Raw genomic sequence first — 24,697 nt, forward strand, 5'->3', positions numbered from 1 at the left:
GCTCCCGCTACGGGGACATTTGCAGTGAAAGAACTAGTTGGCGCCCAGCAGGTCGATGACGAACACCAGCGTCTTGCCCGACAACCGGTGGCCGGCACCCGCGGGTCCGTAAGCCAGCTCCGGCGGCACCGTCAGCCGACGACGTCCGCCGACCTTCATGCCGGGGATGCCTTCCTGCCAGCCGGGGATCAACCGATCGAGGGGGAAGTTTGCCGACTGACCGCGATCCCACGACGAATCGAATTCCTCGCCGGTCTCGTACTCGACGCCGACATAATGCACGTCAACGACGCCGCCGCGCTGCGCTTCGGCGCCGTCACCCTCGATGAGGTCGACGACCTGCAGTTCAGCTGGTGCGGGTCCCTCCGGGAATTCGACTTCGGGCTTCTCGGTGGCCATTAGCGGTCTCCCATCACGACAAAGTCGCGCTCGGTGTAGCCGGTGTACAGCTGACGCGGACGACCGATCTTGGTCGTCGGGTCGCTGTGCATTTCCCGCCAGTGCGCGATCCAGCCGGGCAGCCGGCCCAGCGCGAACAGCACGGTGAACATTCGCGTGGGGAATCCCATCGCGCGGTAGATGACGCCGGTGTAGAAGTCGACGTTCGGGTAGAGCTTGCGCTCGATGAAGTAATCATCGTGTAGCGCAACCTCTTCCAGGCCCTTGGCGATGTCGAGTAGTTCGTCTTGAACACCCAACGAGGCGAGGATCTGATCCGCGGTCTCTTTGACGATGGCCGCGCGCGGATCGTAATTCTTGTAGACGCGGTGTCCGAAGCCCATGAGCTTCACACCGTCTTCTTTGTTCTTAACCCGATCCATGAAGGCCTTGGTGTCGCCACCGGAAGCCTTGATCTCGTCGAGCATCTCCAGCACAGCCTGGTTGGCACCGCCATGCAGCGGCCCCCAGAGTGCGTTGATGCCGCCGGAGATCGACGTGAACAGGTTGGCCTGGCTGGATCCGACGAGGCGCACCGTCGACGTCGAACAGTTCTGCTCGTGGTCGGCGTGCAGGATGAACAGCATGTCGAGGGCCTTGGCTACCTCGGGGTTCACCTCGTAGGGCTCAGCCGGGAAGCCGAAGGTCATCCGCAGGAAGTTCTCCACCAGGTTGAACGAATTGTCCGGGTAGAGGAATGGCTGACCGACCGACTTCTTGTACGCGTAGGCCGCGATGGTCGGAAGCTTGGCGAGCAGACGAATCGTCGACAGCTCGACCTGCTCGGGAACCTTCGGATCAAGCGAATCCTGATAATAGGCGCTCAGCGCGTTGACCGCGCTCGACAGCACCGGCATCGGATGCGCGTTACGCGGGAAGCCGTCGAAGAACCGCTTAAGGTCCTCGTGCAGCAGCGTATGCCGCTGGATCCGCTCGGTGAAGTCGTCGAGCTCGGACTGCGACGGCAGCTCACCGTAGATCAGCAGGTAGCTGACCTCGATGAACGTCGACTTGCCCGCGAGCTGGTCGATGGGGATCCCGCGATAACGCAGAATGCCAGCATCGCCGTCGATATAGGTAATAGCCGACTTCGTCGCCGCGGTGTTGACGAACCCGCCATCGAAGGTCGTCAGACCGGTCTTCGCCAGCAGGTTACCCAGCGCGACCGAATCACTGCCTTCGGTTGCTTCCAGAATCGGCAGTTCCAGCTGTCCACCGGGGTAGGTGAACGTCGCGGAGGGACTGTCGGACGCCTGGTCGGCTGGGACTGTTTCAGCAGACACACGAACCCCTTTACTCAGGTGAGAGTTGCAAGATACAAAGTAGCCTTTCACCGGATTCGCAGCGGAGACAGGGTCGCCCGTGTAACCTCCGCGTAATAGACGCGGCGGCTTGACCTGGAGTTACTCGATTCTCGACGTGACACTAAGTAGGTTAAAGGCGTGCGTGAGCGTCCCGCCGGTCCCGACGCGGTCCTTCTCGATTTCACCGGCCAGCCCACCCCGCTCGACGCCGTGACCGCCGCCGCCGACGCGATCAACCATGCCGTTGCCGCCGGCCTGTTACCCGACGTCACCGACGTCGTGCCCACGTCTTCGACGCTGCTCGTGCAGGCCAGCGCACCCATCGACTCGCTGGGCGTGCGCCGCGTCTTGCGCACCGCCACTATTCCCGATGACGACGAGCCCCGCGCCAGTTCGAGTATCGAGATTCCAGTCCATTACGACGGACCCGACGTCGACGAAATCGCCACACTTCTGCGACTCTCCCGGCGTGGTGTGATCGACGCCCACGCATCGACGCGATGGCGGGTCGCCTTCATGGGATTCGCACCGGGCTTCGGGTATTTGGTACCCGAGGGCGACAACCCGCTGTCCACTTTGTCGCGTCGAGACGAGTCTCGCCCGAGAGTCGCCGCGGGGTCGGTTGCGGTCGCGGCGGGATACAGCGCCGTCTATCCGACTGATAGCCCGGGCGGATGGTACCTGTTGGGACACACCGACTTTGACTTGTGGAATGTTACCCGCACTCCCCCGGCCCGGCTGGCTCCGGGCACCTGGGTCCGGTTTGTGACCGCACGATGACCGCCGTCGAAATTCTTACGCCGGGCCCATTCGCTACAGTGCAGGATCTCGGCCGGCCGGGCTATGCCTATCTGGGCGTGCCTCGGTCGGGGGCGGCCGACCGTGGGGCGTTACGACTGGCAAATCGCTTGGTGGGCAACGCCGAAGGCGCCGCCTGTATCGAGACGACGCTGGGCGGGCTGCGACTGCGCGCGGTCGGCGATGTGGTTGCCGCGGTGAGCGGCGCGATGGCTGACGTCGCCCGCAACGGCGTCGCCTACGGTCGCAACGCATCGATGCCATTGACCGACGGAGACGAGTTATCCATCGGCACAACAACTTCCGGGCTGCGCAACTACGTCGCCATCCGGGGCGGCATAGATATCGAGCCAACCCTCGGGTCGCGGTCGACCGATACTCTCGCCACGCTCGGACCGGCCACGCTGACCGCTGGGGCACACTTGCCGATCGGTCCGCACGACAATTCCTGGCCGGCGATAGGCGCGGCCCCCGTCGATGATCGACTGCCCGACGTCGTAGTGCTCGACGCAACCGACGGGCCGCGGGCCGACCGCGTCGACAACCTAGCGGACCTATTCACCGCGACCTGGGTGGTCAACGCGGCCAGCAATCGCGTCGGGGTGCGGCTGGATTGTCGCGACGGCGCTGCCGTTCGGCACCGTAGCGGTTTGAGCGAGTTGTCGTCAGAGGGAATCGCCCACGGGTCGATCCAGCTCCCGCCAAGTGGGCAACCGGTGATCTTCCTGGCCGATCATCCGGTTACCGGTGGCTATCCGGTGGTCGCGGTACTGTCCGCGCGGTCGCTGGACCGGGCCGGCCAGTTGGCGCCGGGGAATGTCGTGCGACTGCGGCGTGGGTAGCTGATGCCCGACCAAAACCTGCGGCGTCGGCGTCGCAGAGGGAGCATCTCCCTCGTGATATCCACATCGGCAGATTCCAGCCAACTTCATTGACACCAGCGTGAGACGAACATAGAGTTTCGTCTCATGACCCAGGTGCTGCCCGACCCGTCACTCAACAGCGGCGAACTGCCCCATGCTGTCGACTCCCCCGCCGTCGACTCCCCTGCCGACAAATCTCCCGACGTCACACCACTCGGCCCCGACTCAGCGACCTGGCGCTATTTCGGTGACTGGCGAGGCATGCTGATGGGCCTGTGGTCGGGGTCGATGCAGAACATGCACCCGAAACTCGCCGCCGGTGTCTGGGATCATTCCGACTTCTTCGGCGAACGCTGGCAGCGACTACTCCGGTCGATCTATCCGATCGGCGGCGTCGTCTTCGACCTGACCCCCGACACCGGCCACCAGGTACGCGACTACCACCGCGATATCAAGGGCACGATGGACGACGGCGGGCGCTACCACGCACTCGACCCAGATGTCTTCTACTGGGCGCACACCACCTTCTGGTACGGCAATGTCCGCTGCGCGGAGATCTTCGGACCGCCAATCGACGAGGCGACCAAACGGCAACTCTTCGAGGAGTCGCGCACCTGGTATGCCATGTACGGCGTGAGCATGCGCCCCTGCCCGGACACCTACGAAGATTTCCAAAAATACTGGGATCACATGTGCCGCAATGTATTACGTGACCACGCGGCAGTCCGCACGGTACTCGACATTTCCCAGCTCCCGCCGCCGCCGTGGATGTCGTGGATGCCGATGCCGCTGTGGAGGTTGCAGGTCGGGCAGGTTCAGAAGATGTTCATGTGGATCACCACCGGCCTCTACGACGCACCGGTCCGCGAGATGATGGGGCTGTCCTGGTCTGACCGCGACGAACGACGACTACGACTGTTCGGCAAAGCGGTCAACGCCGCGATGCACCTCGTTCCGACCCGCTACCGCCGCCACCCCCGCGCCCGCGACGCCGACGACCGAGTGAGCGGCCGAGTCCCGATCGATGCCCCCATCCTCGAAACCCCACAGCGCAATATGCCGTCGGATGCGCAACGGGACAACCCTATGCATTACTGCCCGGTGAATGCCCAGCGTCGGGCGAATCTGCCCTGGCAGGCTAACGAGGTCTAAATAGTCACTGCGGCGACGCGGGGTCACCGCAGCGACTTATCCGCGCATCCCTACGCGGTAGCGCACGAATGCCGGCACTGCCAGCGCGGCGATCACTGTTCCAGCAATGACCGCGATGCCGCCACCGGCGGTCGCGGCCGCGGTACCCACGGCCGCTGCCGCCACACCGTGCCCGACGTCCGCGATACGCGGCCCGCCCGCCACGACGACGATAAACACCCCTTGCAGTCGCCCGCGAACGTCATCACTCGCCGCTGCCTGCAACATCGACATCCGGAATGCGGCCGACGCCATGTCGGCGGCACCGCCGACCATCAAGGCCACCACCACAATCGGCAGGATAGGCAGAGTCGTGCCATGTGCGAAAAACAATGCGCCGCCGGCAACTGCGATTGATCCGCCCCACAACACGATGCAGACAATCACCGCCAGCCCCTGCCGCGATACCCGCGACACCCAACCCGAGAACACGCCGCCAATCACCGCACCGATGGGAATGGCGGCGAACAACAGCGCGTAGGCAAGGCCTCCTTCGGGTTTGTCACCGAAACTCTCATGCGCCATCTGTGGGAACAAGGCGCGCGGCATACCGAAAATCATCGCGATGAGGTCGACGACGAAAGACATCAGCAACACCGGATGCCCACCCAGATAGACGAATCCGTCGAGGACCGACCGCAACCCGACTGTCTTCCGGCCGCCGCCACCGTCACTCAACGGCTTCAACGACGGAAGGCTGATGACCGCCCACAGCGTCGTGAGCAGAGAGATCGTGTCGAAGAAGTACAGCAACGAATAGCCGAGGATGGGGATAAGGATGCCGCCGACCAACGGTCCGGCAATCGCACCCGCCTGCATCACCGTCATATTGAGCGAATTGGCAGCCGGCAACTCTTTGGCCGACAGCAGTCTGGGCAGCACCGCTGACCTCGTCGGCTGATTGACGGCGAAGAATGCCTGCTGCAACGAGAAGATCGCGAGCAAGATCCATACGTTGTTGAGCCCCAGAACAGCCTGCGCCCAGAACAGCGCACTACAACCGATCAGGCCGACGGTGGTAACCAGCAAGATGACGCGACGGTCGAAGGCATCGGCGAGAGCGCCACCCCACAGGCCGAAGACGATCAGCGGCACCAAACCGAAAACCCCGGTTAGTCCGACGTAGGCCGAGCTTCCGGTGATTTGATAAATCTGCGAGGGAACCGCGACCACGGTGAGTTGCGCACCGATGACGGTGACGATATTCGCCACCCACAAACGACGGAAGAAGTCGTTGCGAAGTGGCGCGGTATCCGCGAGGAATTGAGCCATCGCCGCGTCAGGGCTGCAATCGTTCGACGTGCCAACTGTCGTCGACCACCACCGCACGCACGCGATTATGCAGACGATCGGCACGCCCCTGCCAGAATTCGACGACCTGCGGATCGATCCGGTAACCACCCCAGGTCAGTGGGACCGGAACCGGCTGCGTGCCGTCGATGCCGCCGAACTGGTCGGCGATCGCCGCTGCTCGCGCCTCCAAGTCCTCTCGAGATCCGATCGGTTCCGACTGCGCCGATGCATAGGCCGACAGTTGCGAACCGCGCGGTCGCGAGTCCCAGTAGGCCTGCGTTTCGGCGGCGCTGACCTTGCTCACCGGCCCGCGAAAATGTACCTGACGTTCCAGGCCGATCCACGGGAATGTCGCGGACGCATAGGGATTCGCTTGGAGCGCTTGCCCTTTCGCGGAGTCGTAGCTGGTGAAGAACACCACGCCCGCCGCATCAACACCCTTACACAATACGGTTCGGGTCTGTGGATGGCCGTTGGCGTCAACGGTGCCGAGCACCATCGCATTCGCCTCGATATACGCCATCCCCCGCGGCTGCGCGGGTGTCGAGAATTCCGTACCACCGCCGCCCCGGATGACATCAGTGATCCAGCGGTTGAACAGCGACAGCCACGGCGGGTCGCCGACAAGCCACGTCACATCGAGATGAGCGGCCAGGCCGTCCGCGCCGGTCGACTGCTCATCGGCGCGGGCACCGTATCCGACCCGCATACCCGCGAGGTCGATCGAATCATCGGATGACTTAGGTGGCACCGTGCGTAATCTACTCGCATCACTCCAATGCCCGACGTCGGCTGCCAGTTGTCTTGATCCCATACAATCCGAGCCATGACCAACTCGGTACCGCAAGACTTCGTGCCCGGCCTTGAGGGCGTCGTCGCCTTCACCACCGAAATCGCCGAACCCGATAAGAACGGCGGCAACCTCCGGTTCCGCGGTGTCGACATCGAAGACCTGGTGGAGAACAAGGTGACCTTCGCCGATGTCTGGGCACTACTCGTCGACGGCAAGTTCGGCGACGGTCTGCCCCCGGCTGAGCCATTCCCGCTGCCGATCCACACCGGCGACGTGCGCGTCGATGTACAAGCCGCCTTGGCGATGCTCGCCCCCATCTGGGGTTACGAACCGCTACTCGATATCGACGACGCCACCGCACGGGAGAACCTCGCGCGGGCATCGGTCATGGCTCTATCCTATGTGGCGCAGTCCGCTCGCGGCATTCACCAGCCAGCGGTGCCGCAGCATGTTGTCGACGAATGCGACACGGTCACAGCACGTTTCATGACGCGCTGGAAGGGTGATCCCGATCCAAAACATGTCGCCGCGATTGACGCCTACTGGGTGAGTGCCGCCGAGCATGGACTTAACGCCTCGACGTTCACCGCGCGCGTCATCGCCTCGACCGGCGCCGACGTCGCCGCCGCACTGTCCGGGGCGATCGGCGCGATGTCGGGCCCACTGCATGGCGGCGCACCCGCGCGCGTACTGCCGATGATCGAAGAGGTGGAACGCACCGACGATCCGCGCGCCTTGGTGAAAGGCATCCTCGACCGTAAAGAGAAACTGATGGGCTTCGGCCACCGGGTCTATCGAGCCGAGGATCCACGTGCACGCGTATTGCGCCGCACCGCAAAGGAACTCGACGTCCCTCGCTACGAGGCCGCGGCCGCCCTGGAACAGGCCGCGCTCACCGAATTGCGCGAACGCCGGCCCGATCGCGCCATCGAGACCAATGTCGAATTCTGGGCTGCGGTCATTCTCGACTTCGCCGAGGTGCCCCCGCATATGATGCCGGCGATGTTCACCTGTGGCCGCACCGCGGGCTGGTGCGCTCACATTCTGGAGCAGAAACGGCTGGGCAAACTGGTGCGCCCCGCCGCCCTCTACACCGGCCCCGCGCCGCGGCGTCCCGAGGATGTCGAAGGCTGGGGTTTGATCAACGGATAGGTAAAAGACCGAACAGCAACTAGCCGGGGGAACCGATGGCCAAATACGAGAAGCTGATCCACGGCGACTTCGAGCGGGTGCTCAATGCCGTACACGACGGAATCCGGGCCGGTAGCTCGTCGGCAAGTTATGAGGATGGCAGCGACTTCGAGGCCAACGGGATCCGTTGTGCGGTAAGGGTTTACGAGCGCTACTCGATGGCCGGCAGCAATCGGGTCAGCATGAGCGTCACCCTGGTCGGGCATGGCGAGGATCTATTCCTCTCCGCGATAACCGCCGGCGGCAGCCAAGCGGTGTTCTTCAAGATGAACACGATGGGTGAGGAGGCGTTCCTGCGCCGACTTGTCGATGTCGTGGAACGGCTCTGAGCACGGCCTCACCCATTGGCCCACCCACTGAAATCTCGTCCCCCTCAACACACTCCGAGGGCATATTGCCCTCGCGTCCCACTGGCGGGGACGAGAATTCGCCCATTGCACTAGACGTCCCCCGGGGGCGCGCCCGCACCGGACGGCACGCGCCGACGAGGAAACTGATCGAAGTACATCGCATGCCGTTCACACCACATCAAGGGCGCAAACCCACTCGCGACCTCCGCTAGACTTACGGCGAAGCTGACTATCGCAAACATTGGGGGCGCCCGTATGACCGGTCCGAATCCGTACGAGTTGAACAAAGACGACCAACCCGCGACGAACACTCCGGGGCAACCCCACTGGCCGGCCGATCCGAATGTCGGCTACCAGCAACCCGGCTATAACAATCTCGTTCCCGGCCAGCCTTTGCCGGTGGACAAACGGCCCGGGGCGGTTATCGGAGCGGCCATCGTGCTTATCGCATTCGGCGTGATCGCCGGATTGCTTCGCGTGGTTGCCTTCGCCGTCACGACGGCCGACTACGGCACCGGCGCCGAAGCCGCTGGCGGCGCTATCGCCAGCATTGTCGGATTACTTGCCTCCCTCTTTGCGATCGTCGGCGGCATCATGCTGCTGACCAGTCGATCGAAGGCCGCGGCTATTACCGCAACCGTCGCCTCGGCACTGCTCATCTTCACGTGTATCGGCATTGTCGCCACCATCGCCGTGCCGATTCTGCTGTGGACTCAGGACTCGGCGAAGGCCTGGTTCGCACAGCAGCCGCAGGTGCCGCCGCCGTATCTGGGCTGAGCCGATGACTGAGCCGGATTCGGGTGAAGTCGCCGCTGCCAACATGCCTCCGGGCTCGGTGCTCGCGGCTGGCACAGTGCTCGTCGTCATCGGCGTTGTCGGTGGCGTTCTGCGGATGCTCACGACCGATCCCGCCGCCACCACCAGTTACGGTGCGCGTGCGGGAGCTCTCGTTGGGGTGGTCGCCGCGCTTCTGGCGGTCATCGCCGGGGCCATGCTGCTGCGCAGCCGGTGGCGGGGCTACGCCATTTTCGCGACCGTCGCGGCCACCCTGCTCATCCTCACCGGCATCGGCATCATCGCCACCATCGCGGTCCCGATCCTGCTGTGGACCCGGGACTCGGCGAAAACCTGGTTCGCGCCGGAACCGCCTATCGGGTTGTCACCGCGACCGCAGTGACAAGTGGCCCGCCGCACAGCACTAGACTTTGTAATCATGACCGACGCGATCACTATCCCCGCCGACCTCCTGCCCGCCGATGGTCGTTTTGGCTGTGGCCCATCGAAAGTCCGCCCGGAACAACTGCAATCGCTAGTCGATACCGGCGCATCGGTTTTCGGCACCAGTCATCGCCAGGCACCGGTCAAGAACGTCGTCGGCGACATCCGGTCCGGGCTCGCCGATCTGTTCTCGCTACCCGACGGTTACGAGGTCGTACTGTCCAACGGCGGCACCACCGCCTTCTGGGATGCCGCGGCATTCGGTCTTATCAAAGAACGCTCGCTGCACCTGACCTACGGCGAGTTCTCGTCGAAGTTCGCGAGTGTCGCCAAGAAGGCGCCGTTCCTCGGTGACCCCACCGTCATCTCCACCGATCCGGGCACCGCGCCCGACCCCGCTTCGATCACCGCTGAGCAGGCCGCCGACGTCGACCTGATCGGCTGGGCACACAACGAGACTTCGACTGGTGCCGCGGTTCCGGTCGTACGCCCCGCAGCCGCCGGTGACGCATTGGTCGCCATCGACGCGACGTCGGGCGCCGGCGGTCTGCCGGTCAACATCGCCGACGCTGACGTCTACTACTTCGCGCCGCAGAAATGCTTCGCGTCCGACGGCGGCATCTGGGTCGCGTTGATGAGCCCCAAGGCTTTGGCTCGCGTCGAAGAGGTCGCGGCCACCGGCCGTTGGTGCCCCGAGTTCCTCTCACTGCCGACCGCCGTCGACAACAGCAGCAAGAACCAGACCTACAACACCCCGGCCGTCGCGTCACTGTTGCTCTTCGCGAACCAGATCCAGTGGATGAACGGCAATGGTGGCCTCGACTGGTGCACCGCACGGACCGCGGACTCCAGCTCGCGCCTGTACAGCTGGGCTCAGGCGAGCGAATTCGCGACGCCGTTCGTCGACGAGGCGCACCGCAGTCAGGTCGTTGGCACCATCGACTTCTCCGAAGATGTCGATGCCGCCGCGGTGGCAAAGGTGTTGCGCGCCAACGGCGTGGTCGACACCGAGCCGTATCGCAAGCTCGGTCGCAATCAGTTGCGCATCGGCATGTTCCCGGCGATCGAGCCCGACGACATCAGCGCGCTCACGGCCAGCATCGACTACGTCGTCGGTCAGCTGTAACTCGCGTATCATTGGGAACTTCCGTCACCGACTAGGCCTGAACTGCGGTTTTCCGCGTGTCGGCATCGTGGTGCGCGACGGATGTGCACTACCGTGGACGGCAATGCGTCATCCGAAACCGTCAGGAGGAGCAGATGCGTGAACTTCGCGTCATCAGCGTTGAAGCCGACGGCGGTCACGTCGTGGTACAAGACGATGAGACGAAAGAGAAGTTCCGCATTCGTGCCGACGACCGCCTTCGAGCCGCCGCACGCGGCGATCTTTCCCGGCTCGGACAGATTCAGATAGAGATGGAATCGACGCTGCGCCCCCGCGAGATTCAGGCTCGCATCCGCGCCGGGGCTACCGTCGAAGAAGTCGCCGCGATCGCCGGGGTCTCACCGGATCGCGTCGAACGTTTCGCTCACCCAGTCCTGCTCGAACGCGCCCGGGCCGCCGAACTGGCCTCGCTGGCTCATCCGATTCGTGAAGACGGACCTGCGGTTGCGTCCCTCGGCGAGGTAGTGGATACCGCCCTGGCGGCACGCGGTCACAGTGCCGTCGCCACCGAATGGGACGCCTGGAAGGGCGACGACGGGTTCTGGGTGGTCCAGGTGCGATGGCAGGTTGGTCGCACCGATAACTATGCGCATTGGCGTTTTCATCCGGGCGCGCACGGCGGCACTGCCGACCCGCTCGATGACCTCGCCGACGAGCTGACCGACCCCGAAGCCGTTGCGGTTCAACGACGTCGACTCGCACCCGTCTCGGTGCCGCAGATGTCCCGGCCCGCGCATTCCCGAACGGTTGCCGAGTCGGTGACCGTCGATGCGGGCGCTGTTGTCGGGCGGCATCACGGCGAGGATGACACTGGCGAGTCCGTAGATGTCATCGATGCGCAGGTTGTCGACGACGTAGACGAGGTTCCCGAGTCCGCCGACGACCCATCCCCTGAGTTCGGCGGATCAACCGAGGAGACGTTGCAGCTCGGCTTCAGCGTTGTCGGTGAGAAGGCCGATCATCGGACCACCGACTCGGCGCAGGCCGACACAGGCACCGAATCCGCCGACGAGGCCAAGCCGCGGCGTCGGAAGCAGCGCAAACCGTCCGTCCCGGCTTGGGAAGACGTACTTCTCGGAGTCCGCAGTAACCCGAACAGCTAAGGTCATTGTCTGTGTCTAACCGCGCCCTGACCCTATGGCTAATCGACGATGACGATCCCGCCGCGCTGCTGCGGGGGCCGCTTCATAACGACGTCGCGCAGGCGCGCGAACTTGCCGCCCGTATATACGGTGACTCCGTTACGCTCGTCCCGCTCGCGGCGACCAACCTCGCCGCCGCGATGGCCGGAGACGATTCGCATGCCTTCGTCGGGTCGTTCGGATCCGCGTCGGTGATCGCGAGTCCATTATTCGCCACTCGGCAACCGTCGACACTAACCAAGACGGTGGCGTCGGTCGCACCGGCGAAGGTTGCGACGTTGCTACACACCGATCCGGTCGAATCCATCGGCGTCTTCGCACGCTGGGAGGACGGCGTTCTGCGCCGCAGCTTCTCGGCGAATCCCATTGACATATATGAGGATTCGGGGCTCCCGTTCGTGTTCGAGTCACCGTTCTGGGGCGGTGAATATCCACTGCAGTACGCCGAAGGCGTTGCGCCCCAACCCCTCGCACTGCCATTTCATCCCGCGCAGCTCGCCGAGCACGCCAATCGGGAATGGCTCGGGTTCCGGTTCACTCCGCCCGCGGTCGCCGATGACGTCGATCCGGCGCGAATTCCGGTGACCGCGTTCGCTATTCATCCGGCCGGCTACCAGCCGTCTGGCGACGACGAGCGTGCGTACGCGGCTAGTCTCGCGGCCACTCCAGCCACGGCCGCGCCGACGTCGGCGCCCCCGAACCAGTTGGCGACCGCATTCCACGGTGCCGACGGCGGCGACCCGGAAACCTCGGGAGAGGCCCCAAAGGGCGGCCGAGTCCGACGCTACTTCGGGTTCGGTTCCAAAGACTAGTAGCGCCTACAACACCTGCGACAGGAACTGCTGGAGCCGTTCACTGCTCGCATCGTCGAAGATCTTCTCCGGGGTACCAGATTCGACGACCTGGCCGTGGTCCATAAACACGACGTCGTCGGAAACAGTTCGGGCGAAACCCATTTCGTGGGTGACCACGATCATCGACATTCCACCGGATGCCAAGTCGGCCATCAACGCGAGGACACCCTTGACCAATTCCGGGTCGAGCGCCGACGTTGCCTCGTCGAAGAACATTACCTGTGGCGCCATTGCCAGTGCCCGCGCGATCGCGACGCGCTGCTGCTGACCGCCGGAAAGATTCCCCGGCCGCGAATCTGCCTTGGCGGCAAGGCCAACGGTCTCGAGCTGCTCAATGGCGAGTGCTCGCGCCTCATCCTTGGACAACCCGCGCAGTTTGCGCGGACCGAGCGCGATATTCTCCGCGACGGTGCGATGCGGGAACAAGTTGAAGTGCTGGAACACCATTCCGATCCGCTGACGCAATTCGTCCGGATTGTCGTTGAGTACCGAACGGCCATCGACGACGATGTCGCCCTGTTGCGGCTCATGCAACCTATTGAGCACTCGCAGCAAAGTCGACTTACCCGATCCCGACGGGCCGATTACCGTGGTGGTCTTGCCGGCATCAACGTTGATGTCCACGCCCCGTAACACCTTATTCGGGCCGAATGCCAGGTGAAGGCCGGTGCCCTGCAATGACACTGACTCTTTGGCGACTGTTGCCTTCTTCTTCTGATCGGTAGGCACTGCGTCATCCCTTCTCGACGACGAGGTCGGCTTCGACGGGGGCTAGCGTCTCCTGCTTGCCCGTTCGCAACCGTTTGTCGATGTAGTTGACGAGGTGTGTCAACGGAATCGTGAGGACCAGATAGACCAGACCGGCGGCGACCAGCGGCGAGAGGTTTCCGGTCTGCGCGTTGAGGTCCCGGCCGACGGCGAATAGTTCTCGCTGGGTGACCAGCAGACCGAGGAAGTAGATCAACGACGAATCCTTGATCAGCGCGATGAACTGATTCATCAACGCCGGCAGTACACGTCGTACGCCCTGCGGGATCACGACCAATGCCATCGACTGGCGGTAGCTGAAGCCGATGGCCCGCGATGCCTCCAGTTGGCCCGACTCAACGCTCTGAATACCGGACCGGAATATCTCGCCGATATATGCGGCGGCCATCAGCGCAAGTGCAACCGCGCCAAGCCAATACGGGTTGTTGTCGGTGAATCCGCTGACGATCGGTCCGACGCCCAGACCGACGATCAAGATGATGACCACCGCGGGCAGGCCGCGGAAGATGTCGGTGTAGATACGTGCCGGCCACCGCAACCATCGTGTCCGCGAGATGCCAGCTACCGCGAGCAGCATGCCCAGGACTGTTCCCAGCACCCCGGACACCAGCGCAAGAATCAGCGTATTGGGCAAGCCGGTCTTGAACAGATCGGGCAACGCCTTGCGATAGAGCTCCCAGTTGAAGAAGGTGTCGCCGAGTTGCTCGAACGTCGACTTGGGCGCGGCGGCCTCCTCAGTCGTGTTCTGCGCGTTGGTTTTCGCGATCGCCGCGAAGTCGGGAAGTTTCGGCGCGGGCGCCGCCTTAGACCCTGGTTTCCAGCCCTCGGGCAGTACCCGCGGAACCCAATCCGAGTACAGCTTCGCGTACGTGCCGTCGGCGATGACGGCGTCGAGTCCGGAGTTGAGCGCGTCAGTCAACGCTCGATTGTCCTTGTTCACGGCCCAGCCGACGAAGTTGTTGACGCTGAACGTATTTTGCACGATCGAGGTGGGATCGCCGGGCTTGATCGCCCCCTCTGCCTGCTGCGATGGGGCGACCCACGCATCAATCTGGCCGCTCTTGAGATTCGCGTACGCGGTGGCGTAGTCGGGGAATTTGACCGCCGACAAGTGCAACGTGTTCTGCACATAGTCGTCTTGGACCGTGCCCTGGACGACGCCGATCCGCACATCGGGCTTGAGGTCGCCGAAACCCTTGATATTTCCGCCATTCGGCGCGACCAGTGAGAAATAGCCGAAGTCATAGCCGTTGGTGAAACCGACCGTCTTTCGGCGATCGTCGGTGGTGGTGATCGACGACGATCCGACGTCGAATCGCTTGTTGGCGACCTGGGAAAGCAGTCCCGCGAACTCGGTGCCGGAGAATTCAACCTGCAGACCAAGTTTGGCACCAACGGCTTTGAGCAATTCATTGTCGAAGCCGGTGAATTGTCCAGAGGAGTCGACGCAGATACTCGGCGGCGCGTCCGACAGGGTGCCAACTGACAGTTTGCCCGACGTCAGTAGTCCAAGTGCGTTCTTGTCGATCTGATCCAGCGGCTTGGTCGTTGGGGTGGTGTATTTATCTTCGGCCGCATTTCCCGACGCCGCGTCCAAATTGGTCGGAGCCGAAGCCGCCGAGCCGACGCCGGGGGGCGCGCAGAGATCGGTCGATGCCGCATCATCACTCGACCCGCAACCGGCGAGTAGCACCGCGAAAAACGAGACGATTACGGCAAGGACTGCGAGTCGACGAGCCCGATGAGAACGGGGCGTCGCAGGGCCTGCTGGAGGCACACGGGTAGCCATAGGTAGTGACCCTAACGGGGCGCGACACTTTAAGCCGACTTTCGCTCAGCCGTGCATAAAAGCCAAAACCGCCGCAGAACCGAACCCGGCGAGCAACCCGAGCAGTGTGCCCCACGCGATCCACCGCCAGACCGCTTTGACTCGGAGCTCCCATAGGGTGCTCGCCAAACCGATTGCGACGATCGCGATCACTGCGACTGCGGCGAGTTCACTGATCGAATCGACGAGTTCGAAGATGCCGAGTAATACTCCCGCAGAGAAAACGAGCATGACGGCCGCGACGGTGAGCCCCAGCACCCAGGGTGTGGGTTCGCGTCTTGTTGATTCCCGCGCGAGTTCCAGGCTCACGTGTGCGAGTGTGCCCTAGTTCACGCCAATGGAGCAGGAACGAAACGCGATTGTCGCCAGATCGTTGTGACCTCGATCACCCACTATGCCGCCTATCCTCGGCCGACGACGCGCACTCGCTCATAAAACGAGATCGCCGCCGCCGTCGCGACATTCAGCGAGTCGGTACCCCGACTCATCGGGATGCGGGCCCGAATGTCACTGGCGCGCATAGCCGTTTCGCTGAGTCCAGGACCTTCCGCGCCGACGAGAAAGGCTACCCGATCGGCGTCGACCGCCTGCGCCAGCGGCACCGCCACCGGATCGGGTGTTAGCGATATGGTCTGAAATCCGTTGTCACGCAGTAGTTCAAGCTCCCGCGGCCACTCCGGCAACATCGCGAACGGCACCAGCAAGACATGTCCCATCGACACCCGCACGCTTCGCCGATAGAGCGGGTCGGCGGTGCCGGCACCGAATAGCACCGCGTCAACACCCAGGCCCGCGCCGTTACGGAAGATACTGCCGATATTCTCATGGTCGTTAACCCCCTCGAGCACCGCGATTGTGCGGGCCCGGCCGATGATCTCGGCCGGATCGAGCGGTTCGGGGCGTCGGGCGACACCGAGTACCCCGCGATTGAGATGAAACCCGACGATCGTTGCCATCACCTCGGCATTCGCCCGATAGAAGGGGATAGCGTCGGGGTCGTCGGTGATCACGAGGCCGCCGTCGAGAGCGCATAACTCGCGCAGTCGCTTGTCGACTCCCAGAAATCCATGCGGCGTGAACCTCGACGCGATCATGCGCTGCGCGACTAACACCCCCTCGGCGATGACAAGTCCCTTGCCGATCCGACCGCCGGGCAGAACTGGCAGATCTGGGCGACGATCGACGGAGTTGAGGTCACGGAAGTCGTCGACGCGTGGATCGTCGGAGTCGGTGACGTCAACGACGGTGACCGCCAGTCGAGGCGAAGTACTCATGGGATGAGAATAATTGGTTGGCATGCGGGCGAAGTGAGGCAATACTCTGGGTTATATGCCTGAGCTAACTATGCGTCCCGCGACCGATGGCGACTGGGAAGACATCTTAGTCGCCGACGCTCGCGCATTCGCGATGACAACACCTATCGATGATGCTGCGCGAGAAGAGCTTTCGAAACTTCTGACTAATGACACCATGCGGGTGGTGCGCGACGGTTCACTTCCGGGTGCTCCGCTAGTCGGGTTCAGTACCTACTTCCGGATGCAGATCACCCCGCCGGGCGGCACGCCGACACCCGCCGCAGGACTGACTTGGGTGTCGGTCGCCGCGACGCACCGACGGCAAGGAATCCTGCGGATGATGCTCACCGACCTGACCAAGCAATGGCGTACCGAGGGATATCCGTTCGCGATCCTCACCGCGACCGAGGCAACGATCTACGAACGTTTCGGGTTTGGTGTGGCAGCGACCATCGATCACGTGAAAGTGCCGACCGGAGCGGGCTGGCGAGGCGAAGACACCTCCCGGGGCAGCACCTTCTACGGCACGACCGAGCAAGCCGCCCAACTGATTCCAGAGATCCATCGTCGCTGGGCGGCGCAGCACCCAGGGGCGATCACGCGGGTATCCGGCTGGTGGACACCGATTTTCGCCGACCGCCCGGCCGAACGTCGGCCCGACCACACGCAAATGTTCTATCTCATGCACGCCGACGGCTATGCGATGTACCGCCTACACCGGGGTGACGGTATTCCTGAAGTCGAGGTCATTGAGATTGTCACCGTGACCGACGACGCCCACACCGCCCTATGGCGAGTGCTGACGAACCTGGACCGCACCAGCACGGTGAACGTCGACTTGGTGACCGACGATCCGCTTCCCTGGAAGCTCAGTGATTTTCGATCTGTCCGAACGGTCGCACGCGATGACACCGTCTGGGTACATATTCTCGATGTCATCGCCGCGTTGAGCGGCCGACGCTACGCCGCCGACCTTAGTCTGATCCTCGAAGTGACCGATGAATTCGGTTCGGCCGGCGGACGATTCGCCGTTGCCGTCGACGGCGGCAAAGCTACCGTCACGCGGTCGGACGCCAGCGCCGATGTCACGTTGTCATTGCCGACTCTCGGCAGCCTCTATTTCGGCGGCTACCGCGCGGCGGATTTCGCACGGGCCGGACGGATCCGCGGAAGCATCGACGCGATTCGGTCGCTCGATGCCGCGTTCGCCACCGAGCGCATCCCGTCAACCGGGACCTTCTTCTAGAGCATATGCCCCGGCTAGATACCCGACCGGTGGGTGGCAGGTTGGCGCACCGCCCGCACCGGGCCCTGATTGTCCTCGCCGGTGATGATGGTGCCGATAATCCCGACGGCTTTGCGCAAAGTTTCGCGGTCGGCGGGGTTCAGCTCGTCGAGGCGATCGCTGAGCCATTCTTTACGAGCGGCGAACTCCGCGGCGACAACCTCGACGCCGTCGGGCGAGACGTTGACGATCGCCTGCCGGCCGTCGGACGGGTGGGGCTGACGTTCGACCATGCCGAGATCGGCTAGCGAGGCGATGACACGCGTCATCGACGGTGGCTGCACCCGTTCGGCGGCTGCCAACGCACCCGGCGACATCGGGCCTTCTTGATACAGCGTCGCCAGCGCCGACAGTTGCGTCAGCGATACCAATCCGCTCGTTCGACGTCCTCGCAACCGACGTGCGAACCGAACAACTGCGAGCGACAAGTCGCCGGCGAGGCTTCCATCGGGAATGGCGTCGACACTGCTCAATGCTTCGTTCACTTGCTTAGCCTAGATCAAGTTTTGGCAAACTTACGATATTTCATGAGACTGCCAGTCCCAATTTGGTCCAAACGAACTACACTGGCGTTAGTTTAGTAAATCTGAAATTGGCCCTCGCACAAAATACAGCACGAAGATCAATGCGACTCCCCAGAGCAGCGGATGCACCGTCCGCCACTTGCCCTTGGCCGTCGCGAGCACCACCCAGGCGATGAAACCCAGGCCGATTCCGTTGGCGATCGAATAGGTGAACGGCATCGCCACAATCGTCAGGAACGACGGCAGCGCATACTCAAATTTCGTGAAGTCGATGCTTCTGACCTGCCCGATCATCAACGCGCCGACGATCACGAGCGCTGGCGAGACTGCCTCGAGCGGAACGATCTCGTATAGCGGCGTGAAGAACATCGCGATCAGGAACAGCACCCCGGTCACCACATTGGCCAGACCCGTCCGCGCCCCTTCGGCGATACCCGCGGCCGATTCCACGAAGACGGTATTCGACGATGCCGACCCCACACCACCGGCAATCGCGCCGGTTCCCTCAACCACCAGAGCCTTTCCGATACCCGGCAGGTTGCCCTTCTCGTCGGCCAGGCCACCCTCCTTACCCAAACCGGTCATCGTGCCCATCGCATCGAAGAAATTCGACAGCACCAGCGCGAAGACCAACACCGAAGCCGATAACATACCAATCCGCGTAAACGCGCCGAATAGATCAACGTCGCCGACCAAGCTCAGATTCGGCAAACTGCCCAACGAACTCGGCAATTCGGGAACCGACAGGTTCCATCCGTGCGGATTCTTGGCGCCCGATCCGAGTCCGGTAGTCGCCTCGATGATGATCGAGATGACCGTGGTGATCACAATCCCGATCAACAGGCCGCCGGGCACCTTCCGCACCACCAGCACACCCATCAACAAGACGCCGATACAGAAAATCAACGTCGGGTAGGTCGCGATTGAATTGTCGATCCCCAACTGGACGGGCACCGTGGTCTTCGCGGCGTCCGGAATCCGCTTGACGAATCCGGCGTCGACGAACCCGATGAATGCGATAAAGCAGCCGATGCCGGCGGCGATGGCCGCTTTGAGTTCATCGGGGACCGCGTTGAACACCGCGGTCCGGAATCCAGTAACCGCCAACAGCACTATGATGATGCCGTCGACGACCACCAAACCCATTGCCTCGGGCCAAGTCACCTGTGGCGCAATCGAAACCGCCAGCAGACTGTTGATGCCCAGACCGGTCGCGATGGCGAAGGGATAGCGCGCGACCAAGCCGAAGACGATCGTCATCACCCCGGCGACCAACGCCGTGACCGCCGCGACCTGGGCCAGCGGCAGCACATTGCCCAACACGTCGGCGTTCTTGGATTCGCCGGGGATACCACCGATGATGATCGGGTTGAGCACCACGATATAGGCCATCGTGAAGAAGGTGACGACGCCGCCGCGCGCTTCACGGGCGAGTGTCGAACCTCGCTCGGTGATCTTGAAATAGCGGTCGACCGCTCCGACCGATTGCGTCCCTGATGTGTCCGGCTGCTCGCCTGGCTGCTGATCTGCCACGAAGAGAAGTTAACCTGATGCGATGAGCGACGCAGCGGATCAGGTACCTCAACTCCCGGCATCGTTGCGCGCGCCGGAGCCGGTGATCATCTTCGGAATGGTCGGTTGGCTGGTCGCGACTATCGTCGTATGGGTGACCGGCATCGGTGACGAGCGACTGTTACGGGTCTGCTGGGTTGGCCTGGCGGTTGGCGTTCTCGGCACGACGATCTTCGTCGTTCAGCGCGCTGGAGCACGTCGCGGCTCGAAAGGCGCCCAGGAAGGCCTGGAGTAGCCCCTAAACCGGTTCGGCTTCACCGCCGGGCAGCCTCGACCGCCACCATCTCCAGATCACCAGACACAGCGCCACCCAGAGTGCGCCGATGCCCCAGCCCGCCAGCACATCGGTCAGCCAATGGACACCGAGATAGATGCGACTGACACCGATCAACACCGCGAGCGCCGGCGCGGTGCCGATGATCCACCGATGTTCGCGCACCCAACTACTCAGATGGAACGCGGCTACCGCGAAAAGTCCATAACACACCGCGCTCATCATCGAATGTCCAGACGGGAACGAGTGGTTACCGATATCGATGAGACGGTCGGGTTCCGGCGGACGCTCGCGGCCGAAGATCGCCTTGAGCGCGACCATCAGCAGATATCCCGATAGTGATCCCGCGCCGACGAGAACCGCCGTCGCGTAGTGACGCCGGATCGACAATCCGATGACGACCGCTACGACGATGATCGTCAACGGAATCGTGTTGCCCAGGAAAGTCACCGTATGTGACAAGGTGATCCACGGTTCCCCGCGTCGTTCGGTCACCCATCGGTATACGTCGACGTCGACGCTGGTCTGTTCGAGGATCACGCGGTCACCGAATCACTTCGCCAGCGATCGTCCGATGACCAGACGCTGAATCTGATTGGTGCCCTCGAAGATCTGGGTGATCTTCGCCTCACGCATCAGCCGTTCGACGCGGAAGTCGCGGGTATAGCCGTAGCCGCCGAGTACCTGCACCGCATCGGTTGTCACTTTCATCGCGGCGTCGGTGGCAACGAGTTTCGCGGTGGCCGCGGCTCGCGAGTAGTCCATCCCCGCGTCGCGGCGGCGGGCGGCGTCGAGGTAGGTGGCGCGCGCGGAGTCGACGGCGGCAGCCATGTCGGCGAGCAGAAAGCTCAAGCCCTGATGGTCGATGATCTTGCGGCCGAAAGCTTCTCGCTCCTTCGCATATGCGACTGCCTCGTCCAGGGCCGATTGCGCGATCCCGGTTGCCACCGCGGCGATACCCAGACGGCCGGAATCCAAGGCGGAGAAGGCGATTCGCAACCCGTCACCTTCAGATCCGAGCAGGCGATCTGCCGAGATGAACGCATTCTCATAGGTCGCCGACGTCGTCGGTACCGCATGCAGCCCCATCTTCTCCTCGGGTTTGCCGAAGGACAGTCCTTCGGTGTCGCGAGCGACGAGGAAGCACGACACCCCCTTAGACGACCGCGCCTCGCCGGTCCGCGCGAACACGTTGTACTGATCAGCAATGCCGCCGTGGGTGATCCACGCCTTGGTGCCGTTGATCGAGTAGCCGCCCTCGACGGCGGTAGCCTTGCACGCCACTGCGGCCGCGTCCGAGCCCGCTTGCGGCTCGGACAGGCTGTACGCGCCAATCAGCTTGCCATTCAACATATCCGGCAGCCATCGCTGCTTCTGCTCATCGGTTCCGAAGGAGAACAATGGGTGACAGGCCAACCCGTGCACGCTGACCGCCACCGCGACGGCAGCCCAACGCGCGCCCAATTCCTCCAGAACCTGTAGGTACACCTCGTAGCTTTGCCCCCCGCCGTCCCATTCGGTTGGGTATGGCAGGCCCAACAGTCCAGCGGCGCCGAGTTCGGCGAACAGCCCCTCGGGATAGGTCTCGGATTTTTCATGTGCGTCGACGATCGGTGCCATTCGCTTGTCGGCGATGTCGCGGGTCAACTCGATCAGTGCGTGTGCTTCGTCGCTGGGAAGTAGGCGTTCAACGGGCATCCCGGCCTCCAGTTAGTTTGAATTAACTAGGACATCATAGTAAAGCGCTGGAGATGTGTCACCCCCGCGCTGTCGATCCACCAGGAAACGTCGACGTCACGGGTGGAATCGTCATCACGAACCCGCACCGTCAGGCGATCATGCAACCGCACCTCGCCACGCAGGACCGGTTGACTTCGTTGGGCGGCGAACGACAGTGCCTCGACACTGGATGACCAGGTGGCGACCGTCCCCGGCTCGGCGATCTCCGTGTCGAGTCCCTCCGACGCCAGCCGCAGGTCGAAGGCATCGGCGATCGCCTCCGCAGCCGTCGGCTCCACCGGAATGCCGACCACGACCACACCCGTCGGCGGCGCGACCTGAAGCAACCACGGCTGATCGACGACCAGTGCGGTCTCTCCCACGACCGTTCCGTCAAAGGCGCGCACGGCACCCGGATCGGACAGCTCGGCCAGATCGTCGATAGTGACGATCCCATCGTAAAGCGCTTGTGCCAGAGCCGAATACGCTCCGATTGACTTCCCGGGAGAAATCGTTCGCGTACGATCGCCGAGGGCTTCGACGATGGCGAGCGCGGTAGCCTTCGCGTGCACCGGTACCTGCGCCAACGCGCTAGCGAACGAGTCGGCGTTCGGGTGATCGAGCACATCGAGGACTTCGTCGAGGTCGACCTCCCCCGGCGCACGCCAGCACGCCAACTTGCGACCATCAATCCGGGCGAAAGTTCTTAGCCACCAACAGGTGTAGCCGTCAGCGTCCACCAAAGTCGCCGCGATATCCGGGTCGGCCGCCAACAATCGCAACGCATCGCGCCAGCGGTCCTCGGCCACCAGATCTAGATCACGGACCGCCCACAGTTCGGCGGGAGGTGCCGCCAATTCGTCCCACCAGCGATCTTCATCAGGCAGATCATGGTCAGGGCCGGTCGGCAGGTCGTCGTGGAGTAGACAGAACCCCCACCCGACGCCGAGTCGTCGCAGAGCCTCGACGCCGTGTCGAGCGACAAGTTCCTCGTCGACCATCCCGAAGGGTGAATCGGCCACCAGCACTTGGGCCAGTGGACTATCCGGCAAGAGCAGTTCGTCAGCTCTCGCCAGTTCGCCGTCGGCATCGCGAATCGGTAGGCCCGCCAGCCATTTCGGGATGTCGGCAGCGGGGTCTGCGGCGATCAGCGCCAACACATCGGCGGCCAGCAGATCGGCGGTGTCATCAAAGTCCACGTCGTCGAAGGCGTCGTCGAGGGCCTCGACCGCACTGCGCAGCGAATCCGCTGACAACATCTCTGATACCGAAACCGGCAGTGCCCCTAACCTTTCCAGCAGCGGATGGACCGCAGCGTCATCGACGGTTGGCAACCAGCTGCCGCCCGCCACCCCAGGCGCCGACAGAAACAGGCCGCGCGCACCGAAATTCATCCGCCCATCGGAACGCGGAATAGGCAGGGCGCCGAGTTCTTCGACGTCGTGCGCGGAGCTGACATACGGCGACAGCGCCTCATACACTCGCTGCCACCAGCCCGGCGCCTGTTGTACCGACGCGAGTTCGGCCGCCAGATCGGCGAGCGAGATCGCGGTGGCACCAACCGTACGCAGCCGCGCCAACAAGCGGGTCTCGGACAGTTCGGGGGCGACGAGGTCAGCGAGGACCTGCCCGATCAGATCGCCCAGATCGGTTGACATATCGGGGAATACCAATGCCACCGCGCCGGCGATGTCGAGATCCTCACCGTCGGCGACATGCGCCCGCGGCACCCACCGTTTCGCTCGCAGTGCGGTGGTGATCGCGTCGCGCAATGCCGCATCGATGTCATTGCGGGCGAGTCCTCCGGCAGGTATGAGCAGCGCTCGATGCGCCGGCCCGATCGCACGAACCAACTCAACGAAACCCGCTGCGGCCACGCCGATATCAGTCCCCGGATACAACTGCCGACGATCCGGTGTGACCGCGACCGAGGCGATACATCGGGCCGGCAACGACAATTCGATGTCGGTCTCAGTTGGCGCGCGCAGAAAGTCATTGACGTAGGGATGAGGCACATCGTCGACGATTTCGATCAGCCAACGGGTGCCCGGTGCGCCATCGGTCTGGTCGGGCGGCGCCGTTGACTGGAGCCAGTGTCGCGTATCCCCTTGTCCCGCATCAAGTATGATCTCATCAATTCCGCTCGCCAGAGTGATCCGGCGTCGGATAACGGTCCGATCCCCCACCGAGATCTGTTCCAGCGCAGGAAGTTCCAGCAGTAGATCGGCAACACTCGACGACATAGCGTTGAGTAATACCGCGGCATCGACGTCGTCGCGGAGGCGCAGTACCACTGCGGTGTCGAACCCAGCGGGCGGGTGCGTATCGATCGGCCAGGCCATTCGCAGTAAGGGAGCGTCCGCGGCGTCGGCACCACGCGCGGCACGTCGTCGGTCGAAGACGATCGATCCACTGCCCGAACGTATTTCAACCGTGTCGGCGACAGTGGCGACCGCCGAGAACCCGACGCCGAAGCGCCCGACCACTGCCGCGGAATCCCTATTCTGGGAATGTTTCGGCGATACTCGCACGGCGAGTAGTGAGGCGACGCCCTGCGCACTCAGCGCCTCGCCCGTGTTGGCGACGACCAGGGTGCGCTCATCGTCGAGCCAAACGCTCACTCGCCCTTCGATACCCGCGGCGGTCGCGGCATCGGCGGCGTTCGCCGCCAGTTCGATAAACAACCGATCGCGATAGCCGATAGCTACCAGATCATGCTCGGTCGCACTATCTTCCGCGAGGCGGGTCGGTGAGGAACGCCAGGCCGACAGGGTTGAATCCCGAAGTGCCGCAAGGCCAAACGGGTCGGCAGCTAGCGCGGAGTCGGCCACC

The 24,697-nt window shown here is 63.3% G+C and carries 25 protein-coding genes; 12 read left to right on the plus strand and 13 right to left on the minus strand.

Translation table 11 applies throughout. The annotated features are described in order from the left end of the window. Positions 1 to 33: 33 nt before the first annotated feature. Together AAFP29_RS17470 and AAFP29_RS17475 are read right to left on the minus strand one after the other, a co-directional pair. Complete coding sequence (locus AAFP29_RS17470) at positions 34 to 399, minus strand: FKBP-type peptidyl-prolyl cis-trans isomerase (RefSeq protein ID WP_419218659.1); 366 nt, start codon at positions 397 to 399, stop codon at positions 34 to 36. Beyond that, on the minus strand, positions 399 to 1,721 hold the full coding sequence (locus AAFP29_RS17475; RefSeq protein WP_419218660.1) for a citrate synthase: 1,323 nt from the start codon (positions 1,719 to 1,721) through the stop codon (positions 399 to 401). Before AAFP29_RS17475 ends, AAFP29_RS17470 begins: the two co-directional genes overlap by 1 nt. Before the next feature lie 159 nt (positions 1,722 to 1,880). Between AAFP29_RS17475 and AAFP29_RS17480 the strand changes: the two genes are divergently transcribed. The 3 genes from AAFP29_RS17480 to AAFP29_RS17490 all read left to right on the plus strand — a co-directional run bounded on the left by AAFP29_RS17480 (position 1,881) and on the right by AAFP29_RS17490 (position 4,555). Continuing rightward, positions 1,881 to 2,522 (plus strand): 5-oxoprolinase subunit B family protein, encoded by a 642-nt coding sequence (locus tag AAFP29_RS17480; protein WP_419218661.1) that lies wholly within the window; start codon positions 1,881 to 1,883, stop codon positions 2,520 to 2,522. Further along, a complete protein-coding gene (locus AAFP29_RS17485) occupies positions 2,519 to 3,382 on the plus strand; it encodes a biotin-dependent carboxyltransferase family protein (RefSeq protein WP_419218662.1) in 864 nt (287 codons plus the stop codon). The genes AAFP29_RS17480 and AAFP29_RS17485 overlap by 4 nt, the downstream gene beginning before the upstream one ends. A gap of 126 nt (positions 3,383 to 3,508) precedes the next feature. Further along, a complete protein-coding gene (locus AAFP29_RS17490; RefSeq protein WP_419218663.1) occupies positions 3,509 to 4,555 on the plus strand; it encodes an oxygenase MpaB family protein in 1,047 nt (348 codons plus the stop codon). A 36-nt stretch (positions 4,556 to 4,591) separates the two neighbouring features. Here AAFP29_RS17490 and AAFP29_RS17495 read toward each other — a convergent pair whose 3' ends face one another. Both AAFP29_RS17495 and pdxH read right to left on the minus strand, forming a co-directional pair. Beyond that, entirely contained in the window at positions 4,592 to 5,866 is a 1,275-nt protein-coding gene (locus AAFP29_RS17495; protein WP_419218767.1) for an MFS transporter, read from the minus strand. A 7-nt stretch (positions 5,867 to 5,873) separates the two neighbouring features. After that, positions 5,874 to 6,596 (minus strand): pyridoxamine 5'-phosphate oxidase, encoded by a 723-nt coding sequence (pdxH, locus tag AAFP29_RS17500; protein WP_419218768.1) that lies wholly within the window; start codon positions 6,594 to 6,596, stop codon positions 5,874 to 5,876. Positions 6,597 to 6,713: 117 nt separating this feature from the next. On the opposite strand from pdxH, the gene AAFP29_RS17505 reads away from it, so the two are divergent. From AAFP29_RS17505 to AAFP29_RS17535, 7 genes are all read left to right on the plus strand, one after another. Next, entirely contained in the window at positions 6,714 to 7,832 is a 1,119-nt protein-coding gene (locus AAFP29_RS17505; protein ID WP_419218664.1) for a citrate synthase 2, read from the plus strand. A gap of 35 nt (positions 7,833 to 7,867) precedes the next feature. Continuing rightward, positions 7,868 to 8,200, plus strand: a complete 333-nt coding sequence (locus AAFP29_RS17510) for a DUF6054 family protein (protein WP_419218665.1) — start codon at positions 7,868 to 7,870, stop codon at positions 8,198 to 8,200. 276 nt (positions 8,201 to 8,476) lie between these two features. Beyond that, entirely contained in the window at positions 8,477 to 8,998 is a 522-nt protein-coding gene (locus AAFP29_RS17515; RefSeq protein ID WP_419218666.1) for a hypothetical protein, read from the plus strand. A gap of 4 nt (positions 8,999 to 9,002) precedes the next feature. Then, complete coding sequence (locus AAFP29_RS17520; protein WP_419218667.1) at positions 9,003 to 9,398, plus strand: hypothetical protein; 396 nt, start codon at positions 9,003 to 9,005, stop codon at positions 9,396 to 9,398. Between the two features lie 36 nt (positions 9,399 to 9,434). Continuing rightward, positions 9,435 to 10,565: a phosphoserine transaminase gene (serC, locus tag AAFP29_RS17525; RefSeq protein ID WP_419218668.1), complete on the plus strand. Its 1,131-nt coding sequence runs from the start codon at positions 9,435 to 9,437 to the stop codon at positions 10,563 to 10,565. A 134-nt stretch (positions 10,566 to 10,699) separates the two neighbouring features. Then, positions 10,700 to 11,707, plus strand: a complete 1,008-nt coding sequence (sepH, locus tag AAFP29_RS17530; protein WP_419218669.1) for a septation protein SepH — start codon at positions 10,700 to 10,702, stop codon at positions 11,705 to 11,707. A gap of 11 nt (positions 11,708 to 11,718) precedes the next feature. Beyond that, positions 11,719 to 12,558 carry a DUF6928 family protein gene (locus AAFP29_RS17535; RefSeq protein WP_419218670.1) on the plus strand — a complete coding sequence of 280 codons (840 nt, stop codon included), beginning with the start codon at positions 11,719 to 11,721 and terminating at the stop codon, positions 12,556 to 12,558. Positions 12,559 to 12,564: 6 nt separating this feature from the next. Here the strand turns inward: AAFP29_RS17535 and AAFP29_RS17540 are convergent, their stop codons facing one another. From AAFP29_RS17540 to AAFP29_RS17555, 4 genes are all read right to left on the minus strand, one after another. Then, positions 12,565 to 13,329, minus strand: coding sequence for an amino acid ABC transporter ATP-binding protein (locus AAFP29_RS17540; protein ID WP_419218671.1), 765 nt, complete (start codon positions 13,327 to 13,329; stop codon positions 12,565 to 12,567). Between the two features lie 4 nt (positions 13,330 to 13,333). Continuing rightward, positions 13,334 to 15,157 carry an ABC transporter substrate-binding protein/permease gene (locus AAFP29_RS17545; RefSeq protein WP_419218672.1) on the minus strand — a complete coding sequence of 608 codons (1,824 nt, stop codon included), beginning with the start codon at positions 15,155 to 15,157 and terminating at the stop codon, positions 13,334 to 13,336. Between the two features lie 45 nt (positions 15,158 to 15,202). Further along, a complete protein-coding gene (locus AAFP29_RS17550; protein WP_419218673.1) occupies positions 15,203 to 15,505 on the minus strand; it encodes a DUF2537 domain-containing protein in 303 nt (100 codons plus the stop codon). A gap of 92 nt (positions 15,506 to 15,597) precedes the next feature. Next, positions 15,598 to 16,470 carry a TrmH family RNA methyltransferase gene (locus AAFP29_RS17555; protein ID WP_419218674.1) on the minus strand — a complete coding sequence of 291 codons (873 nt, stop codon included), beginning with the start codon at positions 16,468 to 16,470 and terminating at the stop codon, positions 15,598 to 15,600. Between the two features lie 55 nt (positions 16,471 to 16,525). Between AAFP29_RS17555 and AAFP29_RS17560 the strand changes: the two genes are divergently transcribed. Then, positions 16,526 to 17,737 (plus strand): GNAT family N-acetyltransferase, encoded by a 1,212-nt coding sequence (locus AAFP29_RS17560; protein ID WP_419218675.1) that lies wholly within the window; start codon positions 16,526 to 16,528, stop codon positions 17,735 to 17,737. Between the two features lie 14 nt (positions 17,738 to 17,751). Here AAFP29_RS17560 and AAFP29_RS17565 read toward each other — a convergent pair whose 3' ends face one another. Continuing rightward, positions 17,752 to 18,261, minus strand: a complete 510-nt coding sequence (locus AAFP29_RS17565; RefSeq protein WP_419218676.1) for a MarR family winged helix-turn-helix transcriptional regulator — start codon at positions 18,259 to 18,261, stop codon at positions 17,752 to 17,754. 87 nt (positions 18,262 to 18,348) lie between these two features. Further along, a complete protein-coding gene (locus AAFP29_RS17570) occupies positions 18,349 to 19,833 on the minus strand; it encodes an NCS2 family permease (RefSeq protein WP_419218677.1) in 1,485 nt (494 codons plus the stop codon). 22 nt (positions 19,834 to 19,855) lie between these two features. On the opposite strand from AAFP29_RS17570, the gene AAFP29_RS17575 reads away from it, so the two are divergent. Then, positions 19,856 to 20,107 carry a DUF2530 domain-containing protein gene (locus AAFP29_RS17575; RefSeq protein ID WP_419218678.1) on the plus strand — a complete coding sequence of 84 codons (252 nt, stop codon included), beginning with the start codon at positions 19,856 to 19,858 and terminating at the stop codon, positions 20,105 to 20,107. 3 nt (positions 20,108 to 20,110) lie between these two features. Here the strand turns inward: AAFP29_RS17575 and AAFP29_RS17580 are convergent, their stop codons facing one another. Genes AAFP29_RS17580 through AAFP29_RS17590 form a run of 3 tightly spaced genes read right to left on the minus strand, consistent with a single transcriptional unit; the run spans position 20,111 to position 24,696 of the window. Beyond that, positions 20,111 to 20,686 carry a phosphatase PAP2 family protein gene (locus AAFP29_RS17580; protein ID WP_419218679.1) on the minus strand — a complete coding sequence of 192 codons (576 nt, stop codon included), beginning with the start codon at positions 20,684 to 20,686 and terminating at the stop codon, positions 20,111 to 20,113. Between the two features lie 12 nt (positions 20,687 to 20,698). Then, on the minus strand, positions 20,699 to 21,844 hold the full coding sequence (locus AAFP29_RS17585) for an acyl-CoA dehydrogenase family protein (protein WP_419218680.1): 1,146 nt from the start codon (positions 21,842 to 21,844) through the stop codon (positions 20,699 to 20,701). Positions 21,845 to 21,870: 26 nt separating this feature from the next. Continuing rightward, positions 21,871 to 24,696: a sacsin N-terminal ATP-binding-like domain-containing protein gene (locus tag AAFP29_RS17590; protein ID WP_419218681.1), complete on the minus strand. Its 2,826-nt coding sequence runs from the start codon at positions 24,694 to 24,696 to the stop codon at positions 21,871 to 21,873. Between the last annotated feature and the right edge of the window lies 1 nt (position 24,697).

This window comes from Gordonia sp. CPCC 205333 (genome assembly GCF_048537885.1).
Classification (GTDB): domain Bacteria; phylum Actinomycetota; class Actinomycetes; order Mycobacteriales; family Mycobacteriaceae; genus Gordonia.

Bases quoted from the DNA above. Each gene is read 5' to 3' on its own strand.
- AAFP29_RS17520 (WP_419218667.1), top strand. From the start codon at position 9,003: ATGACTGAGCCGGATTCGGGTGAAGTCGCCGCTGCCAACATGCCTCCG.
- AAFP29_RS17575 (WP_419218678.1), top strand. From the start codon at position 19,856: ATGAGCGACGCAGCGGATCAGGTACCTCAACTCCCGGCATCGTTGCGC.
- AAFP29_RS17495 (WP_419218767.1), bottom strand. From the start codon at position 5,866: ATGGCTCAATTCCTCGCGGATACCGCGCCACTTCGCAACGACTTCTTC.
- AAFP29_RS17515 (WP_419218666.1), top strand. From the start codon at position 8,477: ATGACCGGTCCGAATCCGTACGAGTTGAACAAAGACGACCAACCCGCG.
- AAFP29_RS17470 (WP_419218659.1), bottom strand. From the start codon at position 399: ATGGCCACCGAGAAGCCCGAAGTCGAATTCCCGGAGGGACCCGCACCA.
- AAFP29_RS17545 (WP_419218672.1), bottom strand. From the start codon at position 15,157: ATGGCTACCCGTGTGCCTCCAGCAGGCCCTGCGACGCCCCGTTCTCAT.
- pdxH (WP_419218768.1), bottom strand. From the start codon at position 6,596: ATGCGGGTCGGATACGGTGCCCGCGCCGATGAGCAGTCGACCGGCGCG.
- sepH (WP_419218669.1), top strand. From the start codon at position 10,700: ATGCGTGAACTTCGCGTCATCAGCGTTGAAGCCGACGGCGGTCACGTC.
- AAFP29_RS17555 (WP_419218674.1), bottom strand. From the start codon at position 16,470: ATGAGTACTTCGCCTCGACTGGCGGTCACCGTCGTTGACGTCACCGAC.
- AAFP29_RS17560 (WP_419218675.1), top strand. From the start codon at position 16,526: ATGCCTGAGCTAACTATGCGTCCCGCGACCGATGGCGACTGGGAAGAC.
- AAFP29_RS17510 (WP_419218665.1), top strand. From the start codon at position 7,868: ATGGCCAAATACGAGAAGCTGATCCACGGCGACTTCGAGCGGGTGCTC.
- AAFP29_RS17490 (WP_419218663.1), top strand. From the start codon at position 3,509: ATGACCCAGGTGCTGCCCGACCCGTCACTCAACAGCGGCGAACTGCCC.
- AAFP29_RS17585 (WP_419218680.1), bottom strand. From the start codon at position 21,844: ATGCCCGTTGAACGCCTACTTCCCAGCGACGAAGCACACGCACTGATC.
- AAFP29_RS17505 (WP_419218664.1), top strand. From the start codon at position 6,714: ATGACCAACTCGGTACCGCAAGACTTCGTGCCCGGCCTTGAGGGCGTC.
- AAFP29_RS17485 (WP_419218662.1), top strand. From the start codon at position 2,519: ATGACCGCCGTCGAAATTCTTACGCCGGGCCCATTCGCTACAGTGCAG.
- serC (WP_419218668.1), top strand. From the start codon at position 9,435: ATGACCGACGCGATCACTATCCCCGCCGACCTCCTGCCCGCCGATGGT.